Origin of the sequence: Nonomuraea sp. NPDC048901, assembly GCF_040649695.1 — a bacterium.
GTDB lineage: Bacteria > Actinomycetota > Actinomycetes > Streptosporangiales > Streptosporangiaceae > Nonomuraea.
Map to the genome: position 1 here is coordinate 566223 of NZ_JBEZFW010000005.1, position 14993 is coordinate 581215.

At 69.0% G+C, this 14993-nt stretch carries 16 protein-coding genes and 1 tRNA gene; 6 read left to right on the forward strand and 11 right to left on the reverse strand.

Going from position 1 to position 14993, the window contains the following annotated elements:
* Positions 1 to 233: 233 nt before the first annotated feature.
* Together pruA and AB0C30_RS20200 are read right to left on the reverse strand one after the other, a co-directional pair.
* Entirely contained in the window at positions 234 to 1907 is a 1674-nt protein-coding gene (pruA, locus tag AB0C30_RS20195; RefSeq protein ID WP_357945813.1) for an L-glutamate gamma-semialdehyde dehydrogenase, read from the reverse strand.
* Positions 1908 to 2825, reverse strand: coding sequence for a proline dehydrogenase family protein (locus AB0C30_RS20200; RefSeq protein WP_357945815.1), 918 nt, complete (start codon positions 2823 to 2825; stop codon positions 1908 to 1910).
* 76 nt (positions 2826 to 2901) lie between these two features.
* Between AB0C30_RS20200 and AB0C30_RS20205 the strand changes: the two genes are divergently transcribed.
* Positions 2902 to 3960, forward strand: coding sequence for a helix-turn-helix domain-containing protein (locus AB0C30_RS20205; protein ID WP_357945817.1), 1059 nt, complete (start codon positions 2902 to 2904; stop codon positions 3958 to 3960).
* 10 nt (positions 3961 to 3970) lie between these two features.
* Here AB0C30_RS20205 and AB0C30_RS20210 read toward each other — a convergent pair whose 3' ends face one another.
* From AB0C30_RS20210 to AB0C30_RS20220, 3 genes are all read right to left on the reverse strand, one after another.
* Complete coding sequence (locus AB0C30_RS20210) at positions 3971 to 4561, reverse strand: FMN-binding negative transcriptional regulator (RefSeq protein WP_357945820.1); 591 nt, start codon at positions 4559 to 4561, stop codon at positions 3971 to 3973.
* Between the two features lie 10 nt (positions 4562 to 4571).
* Positions 4572 to 5675: a glycosyltransferase gene (locus tag AB0C30_RS20215; RefSeq protein WP_357945823.1), complete on the reverse strand. Its 1104-nt coding sequence runs from the start codon at positions 5673 to 5675 to the stop codon at positions 4572 to 4574.
* 117 nt (positions 5676 to 5792) lie between these two features.
* Complete coding sequence (locus AB0C30_RS20220; RefSeq protein WP_357945825.1) at positions 5793 to 7625, reverse strand: SpoIIE family protein phosphatase; 1833 nt, start codon at positions 7623 to 7625, stop codon at positions 5793 to 5795.
* 73 nt (positions 7626 to 7698) lie between these two features.
* Between AB0C30_RS20220 and AB0C30_RS20225 the strand changes: the two genes are divergently transcribed.
* The gene (locus AB0C30_RS20225) at positions 7699 to 8400 is read left to right on the forward strand and encodes a GAF and ANTAR domain-containing protein (RefSeq protein ID WP_357945827.1); all 702 of its coding nucleotides are present in this window, start codon (positions 7699 to 7701) and stop codon (positions 8398 to 8400) included.
* 19 nt (positions 8401 to 8419) lie between these two features.
* Here the strand turns inward: AB0C30_RS20225 and AB0C30_RS20230 are convergent, their stop codons facing one another.
* Positions 8420 to 8776 (reverse strand): STAS domain-containing protein, encoded by a 357-nt coding sequence (locus AB0C30_RS20230; protein WP_357946367.1) that lies wholly within the window; start codon positions 8774 to 8776, stop codon positions 8420 to 8422.
* Between the two features lie 206 nt (positions 8777 to 8982).
* On the opposite strand from AB0C30_RS20230, the gene AB0C30_RS20235 reads away from it, so the two are divergent.
* Positions 8983 to 9723, forward strand: a complete 741-nt coding sequence (locus tag AB0C30_RS20235; protein ID WP_357945830.1) for a SigB/SigF/SigG family RNA polymerase sigma factor — start codon at positions 8983 to 8985, stop codon at positions 9721 to 9723.
* 16 nt (positions 9724 to 9739) lie between these two features.
* The gene (locus AB0C30_RS20240; protein WP_357945833.1) at positions 9740 to 10153 is read left to right on the forward strand and encodes an ATP-binding protein; all 414 of its coding nucleotides are present in this window, start codon (positions 9740 to 9742) and stop codon (positions 10151 to 10153) included.
* Between the two features lie 103 nt (positions 10154 to 10256).
* On the opposite strand, the gene AB0C30_RS20245 is transcribed toward AB0C30_RS20240, so the two are convergent.
* From AB0C30_RS20245 to AB0C30_RS20260, 4 genes are all read right to left on the reverse strand, one after another.
* Positions 10257 to 10451 carry a hypothetical protein gene (locus AB0C30_RS20245; protein ID WP_219538302.1) on the reverse strand — a complete coding sequence of 65 codons (195 nt, stop codon included), beginning with the start codon at positions 10449 to 10451 and terminating at the stop codon, positions 10257 to 10259.
* Positions 10452 to 10457: 6 nt separating this feature from the next.
* Positions 10458 to 11165 (reverse strand): hypothetical protein, encoded by a 708-nt coding sequence (locus AB0C30_RS20250; RefSeq protein WP_357945836.1) that lies wholly within the window; start codon positions 11163 to 11165, stop codon positions 10458 to 10460.
* A gap of 5 nt (positions 11166 to 11170) precedes the next feature.
* Complete coding sequence (locus AB0C30_RS20255) at positions 11171 to 11716, reverse strand: hypothetical protein (protein ID WP_357945838.1); 546 nt, start codon at positions 11714 to 11716, stop codon at positions 11171 to 11173.
* Between the two features lie 69 nt (positions 11717 to 11785).
* Entirely contained in the window at positions 11786 to 12211 is a 426-nt protein-coding gene (locus AB0C30_RS20260) for a hypothetical protein (RefSeq protein WP_357945841.1), read from the reverse strand.
* 84 nt (positions 12212 to 12295) lie between these two features.
* Here AB0C30_RS20260 and AB0C30_RS20265 point away from each other — a divergent pair.
* Positions 12296 to 12372, forward strand: a tRNA-Pro gene (locus AB0C30_RS20265).
* A 1232-nt stretch (positions 12373 to 13604) separates the two neighbouring features.
* On the opposite strand, the gene AB0C30_RS20270 is transcribed toward AB0C30_RS20265, so the two are convergent.
* Positions 13605 to 13931 (reverse strand): hypothetical protein, encoded by a 327-nt coding sequence (locus AB0C30_RS20270; RefSeq protein ID WP_357945844.1) that lies wholly within the window; start codon positions 13929 to 13931, stop codon positions 13605 to 13607.
* A 248-nt stretch (positions 13932 to 14179) separates the two neighbouring features.
* Between AB0C30_RS20270 and AB0C30_RS20275 the strand changes: the two genes are divergently transcribed.
* On the forward strand, positions 14180 to 14986 hold the full coding sequence (locus AB0C30_RS20275; protein WP_357945846.1) for a UTRA domain-containing protein: 807 nt from the start codon (positions 14180 to 14182) through the stop codon (positions 14984 to 14986).
* The last annotated feature ends 7 nt before the right edge of the window (positions 14987 to 14993 follow it).

Sequence of the window (14993 nt, forward strand, 5' to 3'; positions counted from 1 at the left end):
GGAGCGGAACGTGCCCCACACCGTCGTCGAGTTCGTGAAGGACGAACGCTGTCCCCGGTGCCTGGCCAGGTTGCCGCAATACGTCGGCACCATCCAGAGGTTTCCGCCTGAGTGCAAAACTCCAGCTCAAGGGGCCAAGCGACCGGACGTCCCAGGTGCGGGCGGGTGACGGGGCGGCCATAGGTGAGAGGCACCCCGAGTCCGGGGTGCCTCACCTGTTCAGCCGCTGGACCTCAGTAACCCAGCCGCTTCAGGTCGGGCTGCTCGAACGCCATCTGCGGAATGTCACCCCGGTAAGGACCCGTGATGACCGGCGGGACGAAGGTCTCCTTGATCGTACGGGCGTTCACCCAGCGGATCAGGTTGAAGATCGAGCCCGCCTTGTCGTTGGTGCCCGAGGCGCGGGCGCCGCCGAACGGCTGCTGGCCCACGACCGCGCCCGTCGGCTTGTCGTTGATGTAGAAGTTGCCCGCCGCGAAGCGCAGCCGCTCCGAGGCCGAGGCGATCGCGTAGCGGTCCTGGGCGATGATCGACCCGGTCAGCGCGTACGGCGAGACGCTCTCCATCTGGTCGAGCACCGCGTCGAAGTCGCCGTCCTCATACACGTGTACGCCCAGGATCGGCCCGAAGTACTCCTTGACGAAGATCTCGTCCGTGGGGTCGGCGCACTCCAGGATCGTCGGCTTCACGAAATAGCCGGTGGAGTCGTCGTACGAGCCGGTGAGCAGGTCGATGTTCGAGGCGCCGCGCGCCCGGTCGATGGCCGCCTTGTGCTTGGCGAAGGCCCGGTCGTCGATGACCGCGCCCATGAACGTCGACAGGTCGCCCGCCACGTCGCCCACGGTCAGCGACTCGGCCGCGGAGACGAAGTCGTCACGCATGCGCGACCAGACCGAGCGCGGCACGTACGCCCGCGACGCCGCCGAGCACTTCTGGCCCTGGTACTCGAAGGCCCCCCTGACCAGCGCGGTGGCGAGCACGGCCGGGTCGGCCGACGGGTGGGCCAGGACGAAGTCCTTGCCGCCGGTCTCGCCGACGAGACGCGGGTAGCCGCGGTAGGAGGCGATGTTCGCGCCGACGGTGCCCCACAGGTGCTGGAAGGTCGCCGTCGAGCCGGTGAAGTGGATGCCCGCCAGCTGCGGGTGCGTGAGCGCCACCTCGGAGACCGCCTGGCCGTTGCCGGTGACCATGTTGATCACGCCCGGCGGCAGGCCCGCCTCCTCCAGTAGGCGCATCGTGAAGTGCGCCGCGAACTGCTGCGTGGGCGAAGGCTTCCAGACGACGACATTTCCCATCAAAGCCGCCGACGTCGGCAAATTTCCGGCGATGGCGGTGAAGTTGAAGGGAGTGATCGCCAGCACGAAGCCCTCGAGCGCCCGGTACTCCATCCGGTTCCACACCCCGGGCGACGACGCCGGCTGGTCGGCGTACAGCTGCCGCGCGTAGGCCACGTTGAACCGGAGGAAGTCGATCAGCTCACAGGCCGAGTCGATCTCCGCCTGCTGCGCCGACTTCGACTGCCCGAGCATGGTCGCGGCGTTCAGCGTCGCCCGCCACGGCCCGGCCAGCAGGTCGGCCGCCTTGAGGAAGACCGCCGCCCGCTCGTCGAACGACAGCGCCCGCCAGGCCGGAGCCGCGCGCAGCGCGCTGTCGACGGCGTCCTGTACGTCCTGAGCCGTGGCGTCCTGAATGCGGCCGAGGACGGAGGCCTTGTTGTGCGGCTGCACCACGTCGATCGGCGCGCCGCCGCCCAGCCGCCGCTCGCCGTCGATCGTCATGGTCAGGTCGATCGAGGACCCGGACAGCTCCTTGATCCGGTTCTCCAGCGTCGTACGCTCCGGGCTGCCCGGCGCGTAGCCGTACACCCGCTCGTTGGCGGGAACGGGCACGTTGCTGATGGCGTCCATTTACTTACCCCCAAGGGCACGAAGGAAGAAGGCGATGTTGGCGGGCCGCTCGGCCAGGCGGCGCATGAAGTAGCCGTACCAGTCGTCGCCGTAGGGAACGTAGACGCGCACGGTGTGACCGGCCCCGGCGAGGTCCTCCTGCCGGTCGGTGCGGATTCCGTACAGCATCTGATACTCATAGGACCCGAGCCGGCGGCCGAAGCGGTCGGCGAGCAGCTCGGTGATCGAAATGATCCGGTCGTCGTGCGTCGCCACCATGGGGTACCCCTGCCCCGCCATGAGGGTTCGCAGGCATCGCACGTACGCCTTGTCGACCTCGCTTTTGCCCTGGTACGCGACCGAGGCGGGCTCCCGGTAGGCGCCCTTGACCAGGCGTACCCGCGAACCCTCGACCGCCAGCGCGCGGCAGTCGTCCGCGCTGCGGAACAGGTAGGCCTGGATCGCCACGCCGGTCGACGGGAAGTCCGCGCGCAGCTTGCGCAGGATCGCGAGCGTCGAGTCGACGGTCGTGTGATCCTCCATGTCGAGCGTCACGGTCGAGCCGTTGGCGTCGGCCGCGGCGCAGATCTCGCGGGCGTGCTCCAGCGCCATCGCGTCGTCGAGCCGCTGCCCGACGGCCGACAGCTTCACCGACACCTCGCCCCGGGGGCCGAGATCGAGCGGGCGCAGCGCGTCGAGCAGCGTGATGTACGCCTTCGCGGTGGCCGCCGCCGCGCTCGCGTCGCGGGTCTCCTCGCCGAGATGGTCGACGGTGACGGCGAGTTTGGCGTCGCGCAGCCGTTCGATGGCGGTCCGGGCCTCCTGAACGCTCTCACCGGCGACGAACCTGTCGACGACCTTGCGGGTGAGGGGGAAGCCGGATACCGAGCGGCGTACCAGCGCGCTCCGGGAGGTGGCGAGTAGCAGTTGACCCAGCATGTTCTCAGCCTAAAACCGCAGCTCACAACCGGGCCATCGACGCGCGTAACGCCACTTGTGGCAGGCTGTCATACAAATGCACAACTCGGCAGATCTACAGGAGACCGTCGACGAGCTCGCCCGCCTGCTGGGGGCGTCCGCGACGCTGGAGGACCGCTCGTTCCGCCTGCTGGCATATGGTGCGCAGCACGGCGACATCGACACCGTCCGCCAGGAATCGATCCTGCGCAGGCGCGCCACCGGCGAGGTCCGCGACTACTTCGAACGCTACGGCATCGCCCGCGCCCACGGCCCGGTCAGGATCCCCGCGGACGCCGACCTCAAGGTCCTGGCCAGGGTCTGCTGGCCGCTGCGCCACGGCGAGGTCACCTACGGCTACCTGTGGCTGCTCGACTCCGGCAGCCTCACCGAGGCGGCGCTGAGCCGGGCGGCCCCGCTCGTGGCCAGGGCCGCCGCCGCGCTCGCCCAGGAGGCCAGGAGCCGTCACGACCTCGGCCGCGGCCTGCGCGCGCTGCTCTCGGCCGACCCTGAGGAGCGGGCCGGCGCCTCCATCGAGGTACTCGGGCCCGTCACCGCGATCGCCGTGCGCGAGTCGGAGGAGCGTGTCGCCGCCCTCTGGACGCTGCCGCGCGGGGTGCTGGCCCGCGCCGGCTCGCCCGTCGCGCTGCTCGCCCCCGCGCACCTGGCCGCCGAGGTCGCCCAGACCCTGCAGAACGCGTACGGCACGGCGGCCGGCACCGGCGCCCCCCGGGCGGACCCGGCGGACGCCTGGCAGAGCTGGCGTGAGGCGCGGCAGGCGTTGCGCGTCGCCGAGCACTTCCCCCGCTTCGCGCCCGTCGCCCGGTGGGAGGACCTGGGCGTGCACCGGCTGCTGGCCCGGCTCGGCCAGAGCGACCTGCGCGAGCTGGCGGCCGAGACGGCGGCGCTGGACGCCGAGCTGGCGCACACCGTGGAGGTCTACCTGGACCACGGCGGCCACGCCCAGAAGACGGCCGCCGAGCTGGGCATCCACCGCCAGACGCTCTACTACCGGCTGGGCAAGGCCGAGCGGACGCTGCACCGGGACCTGTCGGAGGGAGACGACCGGCTGACCATCCACCTGGGCCTCAAGGCGGCCCGCCTCCTGGCGCCTTAGTCGGCGGGTCTTACAGGTGGCTGAGGGCGGAGGTGTCGCCGGGCCCGCCGCGTTCGGTCAGCCCCTTGGCGACCCGCTGCCGGTGAGCGTCGTCCTTGTGCCCGTCGTACTTGAACTTGCCGCGGATCTCCTCGATCGCTAGCCGGATCCCCTGGATGCCCGACAGCAGCCGCGGCATCCGGGCCGGATCGCCCTGCCCGGGTTCGAGGTCGGCGAGCTGCTCGCGCAGGATCTCCAGCTTGCCCTCGGCCTCCTTGACGATCTCGGCCCGGCAGATCAGCTGGACGGAGGAGTAGAACGTGGTCGGCACGCCCAGCTCCGGCTCGACACCGGGCTCGGCCCGCCACCGGCCCGGGATGTAGGCCCAGGGGCCCGCCACCGACATGACCACCTTGGGGTTCTCGTCGATCGCCGCCCAGATCGGATTCGGCCGGGCCAGGTGGAGGACGATCGTCCGCTCGTCCACGAGCAGGAACTGCGTCGGCACCACGACGGGCACCTCACGGCCGCGGCCCGCGGCTATCAGGTGCCCGAACTGGTTGTCCTTCACGTACGCCAGGGACTGCTCGTCGGTGCCCGCGTCCCAAGGGTGAATCAGCATAAAAGGAACTTTAAGCGCAGGCGAGTTCGTACACCCGCACCAGCTCCTGGCTGACCCGCTCCCACGAGTAACGCGAACGGGCGCGGTCGGCGCCCGCGTAGCCGAGCGCGGTGCGCAGCGTCGGGTCCGTCAGCAGCTCGCGGGCCAGGCGCGCGGTCCGCGCGGGGCGGTCCGGCGGCACCAGCAGGCCGGTGACGCCGTCGATGATCGAGTCGAGGTGCGCGCCCACGGCCGAGGCGATCACGGGTACACCGCAGGCCATGGCCTCCAGCGCGACGATCCCCGTCGTGGCCTCGCGTGGCACCGACACCACGGCGTCGGCACTGCGCATGAGCTTGGGTACCGCGGTCCGCTTGACCTGCCCGAGCAGGGTCACCCGGTCGGCCACGCCGAGCTGCTGGGCCAGGGCGCGCAGGCGGCGTACCTCCCGGTCGCCGTCGAGCAGGTCCGGCTCGGGGCCGCCCGCGAGCACCAGCTCGACGTCCTGGAGGCCCTGCAGCGCGCGGATGATCGTGGGGGCGCCGCGTTCGGGGGTGAGCGGGCCGAGGTGCAGCAGGCGCTTGCGGCTGCCGCGCGTGGCGACCGGGCCCTGGCGGTGGAAGCGCTCGGTGTCGACGCCGTACGGCACGATGGCGATGTTGTGGCGCGGCACGCCGAGCCGGATCAGCGCAGACTCCTCGTCACCGGAGCCGGCGATGACCGCTCTGGCGCTGCGGCCGAGCGCGCGCTCCAGCTTCAGGTGGGCCGCGTCGACGGTGTGGAAGGTCTGGGTGACCGGCACCCCCAGGCCGTTGGCGCCCGTGACGGCGGCGAGGCCGCCGGTCCAGGAGTGGGCGTGGATCACGTCCGGGCGTTCCTGGCTCCAGCGCCGGCTCAGATATTGGCCGACGTCCTTGAGGTACGGCATGACGTCGGCGGGGGCGAGATCGCGGGCCGGGCCCACCTCGATGTGCTCCATCATCACACCCGGGGCCACCCGCGTCCTGGCCTTGCCCTCGGCACTGTCACGACGGGAGTAGATGGTGACGTGGTGCTCGCGTCCCAGTTCACGCGCTACGGAGAGAATGTGGTGACGCTTGTTACCGGTAGCGGAAGCGACGATCGCGATATTCATGGCACACCTCAGCGTGAAAACAGCTTTCAAGGTGTGCCTGCGTCTTAGGCACGTCGTTCTTCCCCCGACCTTACCCAAAGATGGCTCAACCGCAAACCCCCGCAGAGCCGACACCACTTAGACGCCGCGCAGAGCCAGCACCACGATCTCGTCCCAAACCTGTCCGCCGGAGAACGCGTGCCGGTCCGCCTCGACCGCCTTCACGATGGTCGTAGGCGCCTGACCGGCGCATCTGCCCAGCACGTCGGCCAGCCGCTCCTCGCCGTACGGCTCGCCGACCTCGTTCCTGGAGGAGATCAGCCCCTCGGAGTAGAGCAGCAGCGTCTCACCCACCGCGACGGTCAGCTCCTCGGACTCGGTCTCGGCCTCCGGCGAGATGCCCAGCGGCACGCCGCCACCCGAGGCGAACCGGACGCTCCCGTCGGGCAGCAGCAGCGCGGCCGGATGATGCCCCGCGGACGACAGGCGGATCCTGCGGCCCCGTACGAACCCGGCCACGACCATCACGAACATGCCGGTCCCCTGCGTCACCAGGGCCTCGTTCACCTTGCGCAGCACCACGTCGGGATCGGACTCCCAGACGCTGAGCACCCGGACCCCGCCCCTGACCATCGCGCTGACCGACGCCGCCTCCTCGCCCTTGCCCGCGGCGCCGCCGAGGGCGAACGCCCAGCCGTCCGCGACGGGGAAGACGTCGTAGAACTCGGCGCCGACCGACGCGCCGGGATTGTAGATCGCGGCGGCCTCGTACCCGGGCACGTCCGGCAGGTTGCGCGGCGCGACGGTGGCCGACAGCGCGTCGGCGGCCCGCGAACGGCGCTGGAAGCTGCTCTGCGCGCGCACCGCCAGCCCGAGCTGGAGCCCGACCTCCTGCATGACCCCCAGGTCGGCCAGCGTGAACGGCGGCCGGTCGTGCGACCTGACCAGCGTGAGCACGCCGTCGCCCGGGCCGATGGGCACGCACAGCATCGAGCCGGCGCCCATCGCCGTCAGCAGCGGCCCGTCGGAGCAGAAGCCCAGCAGGGTCTCGTCGTCGACCATCTCGTGCACCACGCCGGAACCGCGCTCCAGCACCTGGGTCACCACGTGGCTCGCGGCCGGCGGGGCGGACTCGATCTGGCGTACCAGGTCGCCCAGCGGGTGGTCCTTGGGCGCCACGACGGCCGCGCGGCGGGCCAGACCGTCGCGTACCACGTCCGCGATCACCCAGTCGGCCCAGCCGGCCGCCAGCAGCCGCGTCGCCCTGGGCAGCGCCACAGGCTGCCGCAGCGCCTCCTCGTCCAGCAGCAGCGTGGTCATCGTGGCCAGCAGGTCCTGGCGCTTGGCCGCCGCCAGCAGCAGCGCGCCGTCGGACTGCTCGGGCCGCCGCGCGCCCGGCTCGGGCAGCTGTACCTCGGTCGGCAGCGCCACGGCCGCCACCATCTGCTGCGGCTCGCCGGGCATCGTCAGCCTGGTCAGAGCCACCTGGACGGTATGGGTCCGGCCCTGGTGCGCCAGCCGCGACTCGAACGCGGCCGGCTGCCCGGTCTGCAGCACCGACATCAGGTGCGAACGGAACGCCGCCCGCCGCGACACGTCCACCAGCAGCGGGAACGACCGGCCGACCAGATAGCCGTCGGGGCTGCCCAGCATCCGCGAGGTCTCGGGGTTGATCCGCCGGACCACCCCGCCGCCGTCCAGCACGATCACCGGCACGGGGAAGGCCCGGTAGACCTGGCGCAGCAGCTTCAGCTCCCGCTGGCCCCCGTCCTTCTTGCCGCCCTGCCGCTTGGGCGCGTTGCGCAGCGCTTCACGCGCCTCGGCCAGCAACTCGGCGGCGGTGTCGAGCTCGGCGAGTGCCGCGTCTAGAGTCGGCGCAAGGTCGGAGGGGTAGGCCGCCCGCGCCTCGCGCAGGGAGGAAACACGTCCGGACAGAGCGTCCAGGGCGTGTTCGAGGCCGGGCATGGTCATTCTCTGACGCTACGCCACGCTGGATAATGCTAGCTATAAGGGGTAGGGCTTGCTTGCTATGAAATCAACGGCGATGATCACCCCCGGACTTGCCCGTGACCTGGCGACTCTCGGGCGGCTGGGCGAAGACAACTCAACGGAAAGTGTGCTGCGCGGTCTGACCACCGCGCTGGCCGACGGAGTCCCCGGTTGCTCGGGCGGTTCCGCCGAGCACTGGCGGGACCAGCGGGTGCTGGTGTCGGGCTCGCACAGCGAGCTCATCATGCTGGTCGAAGGCGAACGCGACATCGGCGAGGGCCCGTCGACCGACGCCAGGCTGGCCGGCGGCCGGGTGGTCGTGACGGACGTGCTCAGCGACTCGCGCTGGCCGCGCTACGCCCCGCTCGCCGCCCGCTGGGGGGTGCGCTCGGTGCTCACCGTGCCCATCCGGCTCGACCCTGTCCTGCTGGTCATCGGCCTCTATTCGGTACGGCCGGCCGCCTTCTCCCCGCAGGCCGCCCAGGCGCTGGCCGACATGCTGACCGAGCAGGTGGGCGTGGCCATGGCCAACCTGTGGGACTTCGAGGAAGCACGTACGGACGCCGCCCAGCTCCAGGAGGCCCTGGCCGGCCGCTCGGTGATCGACCAGGCCAAGGGCATCATCATGAAGACCAGCGGGTGCTCGTCCGAGGCGGCCTTCGAGGAACTGCGCCGGATCTCACAGCACCACCAGGTCAAGGTGGCGGACCTGGCCAGGCTCCTGGTCGACGAGCACCAGAAAAAGTCCCGCCGCTAGTGGCCCTAGGGGAATGTGCTCAGCCAATGGCGGCCAAGGCGTCGTCGAGCGTGTCGTACAGCGGCAGCCGCTGCGCGAGCCCGGTGATCCACATGACCTTTGACTTTGAATATTCCACGCCGACCAGGGCAAACCTGGCACCCGACGCCAAGCTGGTCTGCCAATGGTGGACGATCAGGCCGAGCGCGCGCGAGTCCATGAACGTCACTCCGGCCAGGTCCAGGATCAGCTCGGAACCCGCCAGAGAGAGGTAGTCGGCGAACTGCTCGCGCGTCGTGGCGTCGAGCACGCCATCGACCTTGATCACCGTGATCTCGTCCACGGTCGACGACGTAAGGCTCAGGGCCGTCACCGCCCCTTCGCCGTTCTCCGGCATTGTCACGGGGCAACCCTACTGTCACCGCACGAAGGAGGAATACTTCTGCGGTGAGGGGGGACACTGGATCCGAAGTCCAGCAGAGGGCTTCCGTCTCGGATGTAGAGCGAGGCATGCCTCTGCATGGGCTTTTTTCGCAGGTGGAGGCGGCCCTGCGATCCATATGAGGAGCAGCCATGGCTGTGCGGGAATTCGTCCTCGAGGAGTTGACCGCCGAAGAGTTGCTGGCCGAAATGGCCGGCGAAGCCACTACCGACAGTCACCGCGAACGCCTGAGGGAGCGCATCGTCGAGATGCACCGCTCGCTCGCCATGGAGATCGCCAGACGCTACCGCTACCGCGGCGAGCCTCTGGAGGATCTTCTGCAGGCCGCGTACGTCGGCCTCATGAAGGCCGTCAACGGCTTCGACCCCACTCTCGGCCATGCCTTCAGGGGCTACGCCGTCGTCACGATGACCGGCGAGGTCAAGCGCCACTTCCGCGACCGTACCTGGGCCATCCGGGTGCCGCGGCTCTACCAGGAACGCCGCTCCGAGCTGAACCGGCTCGTCGCCGACCTCAGCCAGGACCTGGGACGCTCCCCGACCGTGGCCGAACTGGCCGCGAAGATGAACATCAGCGAGGAGGACGTCCTGCTCACGCTCGACGCCTCGGCCGCCTACAGCACGCTGTCGCTCGACGCGCCGCTCGGAACCGAGGACGACGCCGCCTCTCTCGGCGACATCATCCCGGAGGACGACGATACGTTGGGCAAGATGGTCGACCGGCAGGCCGTCAAGCCGCTGATCGACGCACTGCCGTCGCGTGAGAAGCACATCCTGCTGCTTCGCTTCTTTGGGAACATGACTCAAGCCGAAATAGCGGCAGAGTTCGGCATCTCGCAGATGCATGTATCGCGAATCCTCCGTAAAGTGCTGGACCAGCTACGTAGTGAGCTAGTCAGCTGATTAAGGCGGTTACCGGGTGAACGAGGATGTCGATCCTCAGGCGGGCTCCATCAGCCCGCCACCGGGCGCGCCGGTGAAAAAGCTGAGCTTCCGGTTGCCGGACCTCCCGCGGGTGCGCCAGTTCGCCGCGTCCGAGGCCCGCGAGGTGGGCATGGCGGAGGAGGCGGTGGGCGATTTCGTCATCGCCGTCAACGAGGTGGCCACCAACGCCGTCACCCACGGCACGGTCGACGCCCAGCTCCGCACCTGGGTCCACGACGGCGAACTGGTGGTCGAGGTACACGACGAGGGCACCTGGAAGCCCGGCCCGATGCCCGGCTCGGTCGGCGGGATGGGTCTCTGGGTGGCCCGCCTGCTCTCCTCGGACCTGTCGCTGCGGGTGGGCGGCGAGGGCAGCACGGTCACCATGCGCTTCCCCAGCAAGACCTGATTTCACCAGACATGAATCGACATGTGCGCGCGACGCCTCGTGATCATCTCGTGATCATCGAGTGCGCCGCGCGCTGTCGTGCTGTGTCCGCTGTCGGCGTTTGTTATCGGCGGGTACGGCCTCGCCAGCCGCCGTAGCTCTTGACGCTGGCCGTGCCGATGCCCGCCTGGTGCAGCGCCAGCAGGGTGAGGCCGAGCAGCATGAACGTCGTGCCGGAGATCCCTGACCCGATGCTCACGTTCAGCAGGTCGAGCAGGAAGCCCAGGCCGAAAATGATCGCCGCGACTATCGCCAGCATGTCCCGTTACCTCGTTCCGTAGGCCGTATCGGTTGCGTGGCTCGTCTCATGGCCGGTTGCGAGACCGGTCGCGTGGCCTGCTTCGTGGCTTGCTTCGTGGCCTGAGAGGGTGAGCAGCCGCTCCAGCACGACCCGGTAGTCGCGCAGGGCCAGCCGCAGTTGCTCGGTGTCGTCAGCGCCCTTCCAGCGGTCGCGCAGCTCGCCCGTACGAGCCGTAAGACCGCTGGTGATCGCCTCGACGACCTCTTCGACCAGTCCTTCGGCCCGCTGGACGGCGTCACTGGGGTCGTCCACGAACGAGGTCTGCAGCTCGCGCCAGCGACCCTGCACTTCGGCCGGGTCCTGGTCGAACAGGACGACGGACTGAGGGGCGGCGTGGGCCGGCGCGCTCTCCACCACCATGGGCTCGCCGGGCACGTCGTCGGTGTACTCGGGCTCGTCGCGCACCGGGTCCGGGCTCAGACCCGGCTCGGGCTCGGCCAGCATGTCGCCGCCCATCGGGGCGTACGGCTCGTGATGGCGAGCCCCATTCCCCTCGTCGTTCTCTTCGTTCTCTTCGTTGACGATCGCCCTCGACCGCTCGTCACGGACGCCGTCTTCCTTGCTGAGGTCGGTAGTGGGGGTGTCGTTCGCGCGGAAGTCGTCCCTGGGGGCGTCATCGTCATCGGTCTGGTCCGCCCGTTGCGACGGCACTTTCAGCTCGTCGCTCGTCATATCGGTCACCGTCCTCGCGTGGTCTCTTGTAGGAGCTCTTCGAAGAGCGCGCGGTAGTGCACCATCGCCTGACGGAGATCCTCGGTAGAGGCCTCCTTCCTGGCGGCGCGCCCGCTGATCTCGTGGGCCGCCCGGTAGTGGTCCAGGGTGGCACCGTGCCCGACGGACAGATCGGACACCCGCTGCTCGAAGTCATCCGTGGGGTAGCCTCGCTCCGCCATGACCGCCGCCACCAGCTGGTCGGCCTCGGATACCGCGAACCCCGGGGCGTCGACGAAGCGCTCCTGCACCTCGTTCCACCGGGTGGCGTAGCTGTCACGTGACTCCTCCGGCAGGGGCCGGATGTCCAGCTCGGAGTGGCGCTGCTCACGGGCGAGCAACTCCTGCTCCGCGTCGCGTCTGCTGTCGTGCTCCGCCATCAGGCGTTCGTACTCGGGGCCGAAACGTGCGCGGAGGCGGCTGCGGCGCTGCTGCTGCAACACCACGTAGCCGACTGCGGCGAGGGCCACCACCGCGACCACGACGACGACCACCCAGATCAAGGTGGACATAATGTTCGCCTCCGGTCTCTAACGTCGAGACCAGCGACTGCCCCCGTAGGAGCGCCCGAAACGCCGGTGTCAGCGGCCTTCCAGAGCTTTCCTGGCCGCTTCCAGCACTGTCGCGACGTGTGAGTCACCAGGGGCGGCGGGGACCTCCCTGAACCCGCTCACGCTGTCGTAGCCGACGTCGAGCCCGGCATCGACAAGCCGCTGCGCCCACCGCAAGGCGGTGTTCAACCGCTCGGCCGCCGGCGGCTTCCCCTGCGCGGCGGCGGACAGGTTCCGCAGGTTCGTGGCGGGCCCGGACTGCGCGTGCTTCCGCTCCAGCTTCCACGGTACGGCCCGGCTGTGATCGAGCATCGGCTTGGCCAGGCCCGCGGCCCGCTTGGCCTGCAGCACCCCGGACTCACTGACCCCGAAGTGCGCGGCCAACTCCTGCACGTTCATTCCCTCGGCGACGAGCCTGGCCAGCTCACTCCGATCGACGGTCGGCCTGCGCCCCACGAGCCCCTCCTGCTGAGTACACGTGCGGTTCTGATGTGCGCTAAGGTTATGACGTCTCGCCCCGCAGGGGGTGATCGACACAACCGGGACGTAGCGCAGCTTGGTAGCGCACTTGACTGGGGGTCAAGGGGTCGCAGGTTCAAATCCTGTCGTCCCGACCAGGTTTTCTACTGGTCGAGCAGGGTGTCACTCTTTAGGGTGGCACCCTTTCGCATTGTTGAGTGACCAACTGAGTGATCAACGGGCGAAGAGATCGTCCATCGCCGCAGCTCCTTGCAGGAGTACGGGGCGGATCTGCTTGCGGTAGACGGCTTCCGTCACAGCCGTGCCGCTGTGGCCGACCAGGCGGGCGATGTCGTCCAGGGGACACCGGAGTCGGAGAGCAGTGAGACGAGGCTGTGGCGCATCTCACGGCGCGTCCAGTAGTACGCGGGCATCCCGGCGTCCTTGACGATCTTCGGAACGCTCTGCGTACGTTGTGGGCGTCGAGGGATGTGCCAGCGAAGACGAGACCATGATCCTTCTACTTCTCGACTGCCTCCCTCATGTCCCTGCGCTGCTGCTCCCGGCGAGCCTTTAGCGCTTCCACGCAGTGCTTGGGCAGCGCTAGTGATCTCCGTGAGCCGCCTGGTCTTGGTGTCGCCTCCTTCGCGTACGGACCGCCACATGGCGATCCACGGGGGGTCTTCTGCGGCATCGACTGGTCCAAGGTCGCCAAGCTACGCATCGGCAACACGCCACCCCTTCGGCTTGGCCGTCACCGCGCTGCTACAGACCATCACGGCCATGACCACCGCCATCGCCGGCCTGCAAGCCGAGATGGAACAGGCTCTGGACCATCATCCCGACGCGCCCATCTACCGCAGCCAACCCGGGCTTGACACCATCCTGGCCACCCGCATCCTGGCGGAGTTCGGCGACGATCTGTCAATCCCCTCAAATTCAAATCGTGGAGACGGCCCTATGACGCCTCCACTGCCAAGCGGACACAGGCGGGGCAGGCTTGGGCTGCCCTTGGCGAGAATGGCAACGACCATCCGCAGATCGGCAGCGGATGTGCTGGCTCACCGCAGAGGCTCCTTCCGCTGTCACCTTGTACGGCATGCTGAACGGCGCCTCGTTCAAGGCCGGATAGCCCGAGCCGGTAGCCCTCTTCGATGTTCACCGGCTCGGACCACGGTGTAAACCAGCAGGTCATCCCAGTGGATGGGCCAGCGTCGTGCTCCGCCGGGCTCGCCGTCGAGCTCCACGAGTGCCAGCGTGCCATTACGTAGGATGCCCACCACCGTGGCACGATGTCCAAGGAGCCATGATGCGAACGCTCGTGTCCTGGCTGGGCTGTGGAGCATGTCCACGATCTTGACTCGGCTGCCGATGGTGCTCCCAGCCGTCGTCATGGCGCGTTCTCTTCCAGGGTGGCGCTGGCGGCGTGTCCCAGGTCGCCGATCGCCTGGGAGAGCGGGTGGTCGGCGCGTAGATCGGCGTACCGGAAGGCGATGCGGCGGGCGGCTCGTCCAGGTTCGATGGCCGGGTGCCAGGCGTAGACGGGGCGCTTGCGTTCGGGATCCCAGCCGGTGCGCCACCAGAACCGGTGACCGTCGCACCACACCACCAGCCCCACCCAGACCGACACCAGGGCGAGGTCGTATCCCACGTGGATGTCTGCTTGTATGCCGTGCTCGGTCTGGAGGGTCTGGCGCAGGAGATCTGCGGACAGCATGGCTTGCGTTTTCTTGCCGTTCCCAGGCCCGGCGATAATCTGGTCCTGCATCGTTGACGCCCCAAGCTCTCGATGCTTTGGACCCCCGTCTGCGGGTGGTGTTGCAGCACCGTTCGTCCCGCAGGCGGGGGTCTATTCAAGGGCCCCGCTTTAGGGGGGCTAAAGTTGAGAGTAGAGCCCTGGCCATGCCCTCGCAATAGGGGGGATAAAGTGCGCCGAATGTCGGTCGCTGAGGAGGCAACGCCCGGATGGACTTGAAGACGCTGAGAGAAGTCGCGCAGGTCAACGATCCCGTGGAACGAGCCCGCATGCTCAGCCGACTCATGACCGAGGAGCAGGGGTTGGTCACCGAGGCGGCCAAGATGCGGCGGCAGGCCATCGCGGAGGCACGGGAGTCCGGGATGAGCCTGGAGGAGATCGCCGGGCGGCTGGGGGTCTCCCCTGGACGCATCTCGCAGATGAGAAAGGGGCCGACCGCTCGTGCGCCGGAAGGCCCTGCCACGTCGGCCCCTCGGGTGCTGGTGCAGCGGGCGTTGCCGACCGAGCCCGCCGTCAGGGGGTCCAAGTCCCTGTTCCTGGCGGAAGCGGAACGGCAAGGGCTCAAAGCTGATCGCCGGATGCTCTATGTCGGGCTGGAACCCGCCAGTGATCACGTTGCGGCCTGCCTGCGTGTCGAGCCCGGTACGGACATCGTGGCCCGGCGCAAGATGATGACGGCGAACGACGTGCCGGTACGCATCGCGACGAGCTACTTCCGCGCTGACCTGTTCGGCGACACCAGGATCGCCGAGCCGGAGTTCGTCAAGCCGTCGCTTCAGTCCGCGTTGACCGCGCTCGGCTACTCGTTCGGTCACGCGGAGGAGAACCTGACCGCTCGGCCGCCGACCACCTTCGAGCGTGAGACGCTGGAACTCGAGCCCGGAGAGTGGATCGTCCAGGTGCTCCGCGCGAGCTACTCCACTGAGGACACGCCCATCCACGTCTTGGAGACGATCTGCGCCGCCAACCGGCACATCTTCTCCATCGGCCAGGTCTCCGGGTACGACGAATTCTGAGTGACAA

Bases quoted from the DNA above. Each gene is read 5' to 3' on its own strand.
- AB0C30_RS20245 (WP_219538302.1), bottom strand. From the start codon at position 10,451: ATGCTGGCGATAGTCGCGGCGATCATTTTCGGCCTGGGCTTCCTGCTC.
- AB0C30_RS20215 (WP_357945823.1), bottom strand. From the start codon at position 5,675: ATGAATATCGCGATCGTCGCTTCCGCTACCGGTAACAAGCGTCACCAC.
- AB0C30_RS20210 (WP_357945820.1), bottom strand. From the start codon at position 4,561: ATGCTGATTCACCCTTGGGACGCGGGCACCGACGAGCAGTCCCTGGCG.
- AB0C30_RS20250 (WP_357945836.1), bottom strand. From the start codon at position 11,165: ATGACGAGCGACGAGCTGAAAGTGCCGTCGCAACGGGCGGACCAGACC.
- AB0C30_RS20220 (WP_357945825.1), bottom strand. From the start codon at position 7,625: ATGACCATGCCCGGCCTCGAACACGCCCTGGACGCTCTGTCCGGACGT.
- AB0C30_RS20230 (WP_357946367.1), bottom strand. From the start codon at position 8,776: ATGCCGGAGAACGGCGAAGGGGCGGTGACGGCCCTGAGCCTTACGTCG.
- AB0C30_RS20205 (WP_357945817.1), top strand. From the start codon at position 2,902: ATGCACAACTCGGCAGATCTACAGGAGACCGTCGACGAGCTCGCCCGC.
- AB0C30_RS20275 (WP_357945846.1), top strand. From the start codon at position 14,180: ATGGACTTGAAGACGCTGAGAGAAGTCGCGCAGGTCAACGATCCCGTG.
- AB0C30_RS20225 (WP_357945827.1), top strand. From the start codon at position 7,699: ATGATCACCCCCGGACTTGCCCGTGACCTGGCGACTCTCGGGCGGCTG.
- AB0C30_RS20200 (WP_357945815.1), bottom strand. From the start codon at position 2,825: ATGCTGGGTCAACTGCTACTCGCCACCTCCCGGAGCGCGCTGGTACGC.
- AB0C30_RS20270 (WP_357945844.1), bottom strand. From the start codon at position 13,931: ATGCTGTCCGCAGATCTCCTGCGCCAGACCCTCCAGACCGAGCACGGC.
- pruA (WP_357945813.1), bottom strand. From the start codon at position 1,907: ATGGACGCCATCAGCAACGTGCCCGTTCCCGCCAACGAGCGGGTGTAC.
- AB0C30_RS20255 (WP_357945838.1), bottom strand. From the start codon at position 11,716: ATGTCCACCTTGATCTGGGTGGTCGTCGTCGTGGTCGCGGTGGTGGCC.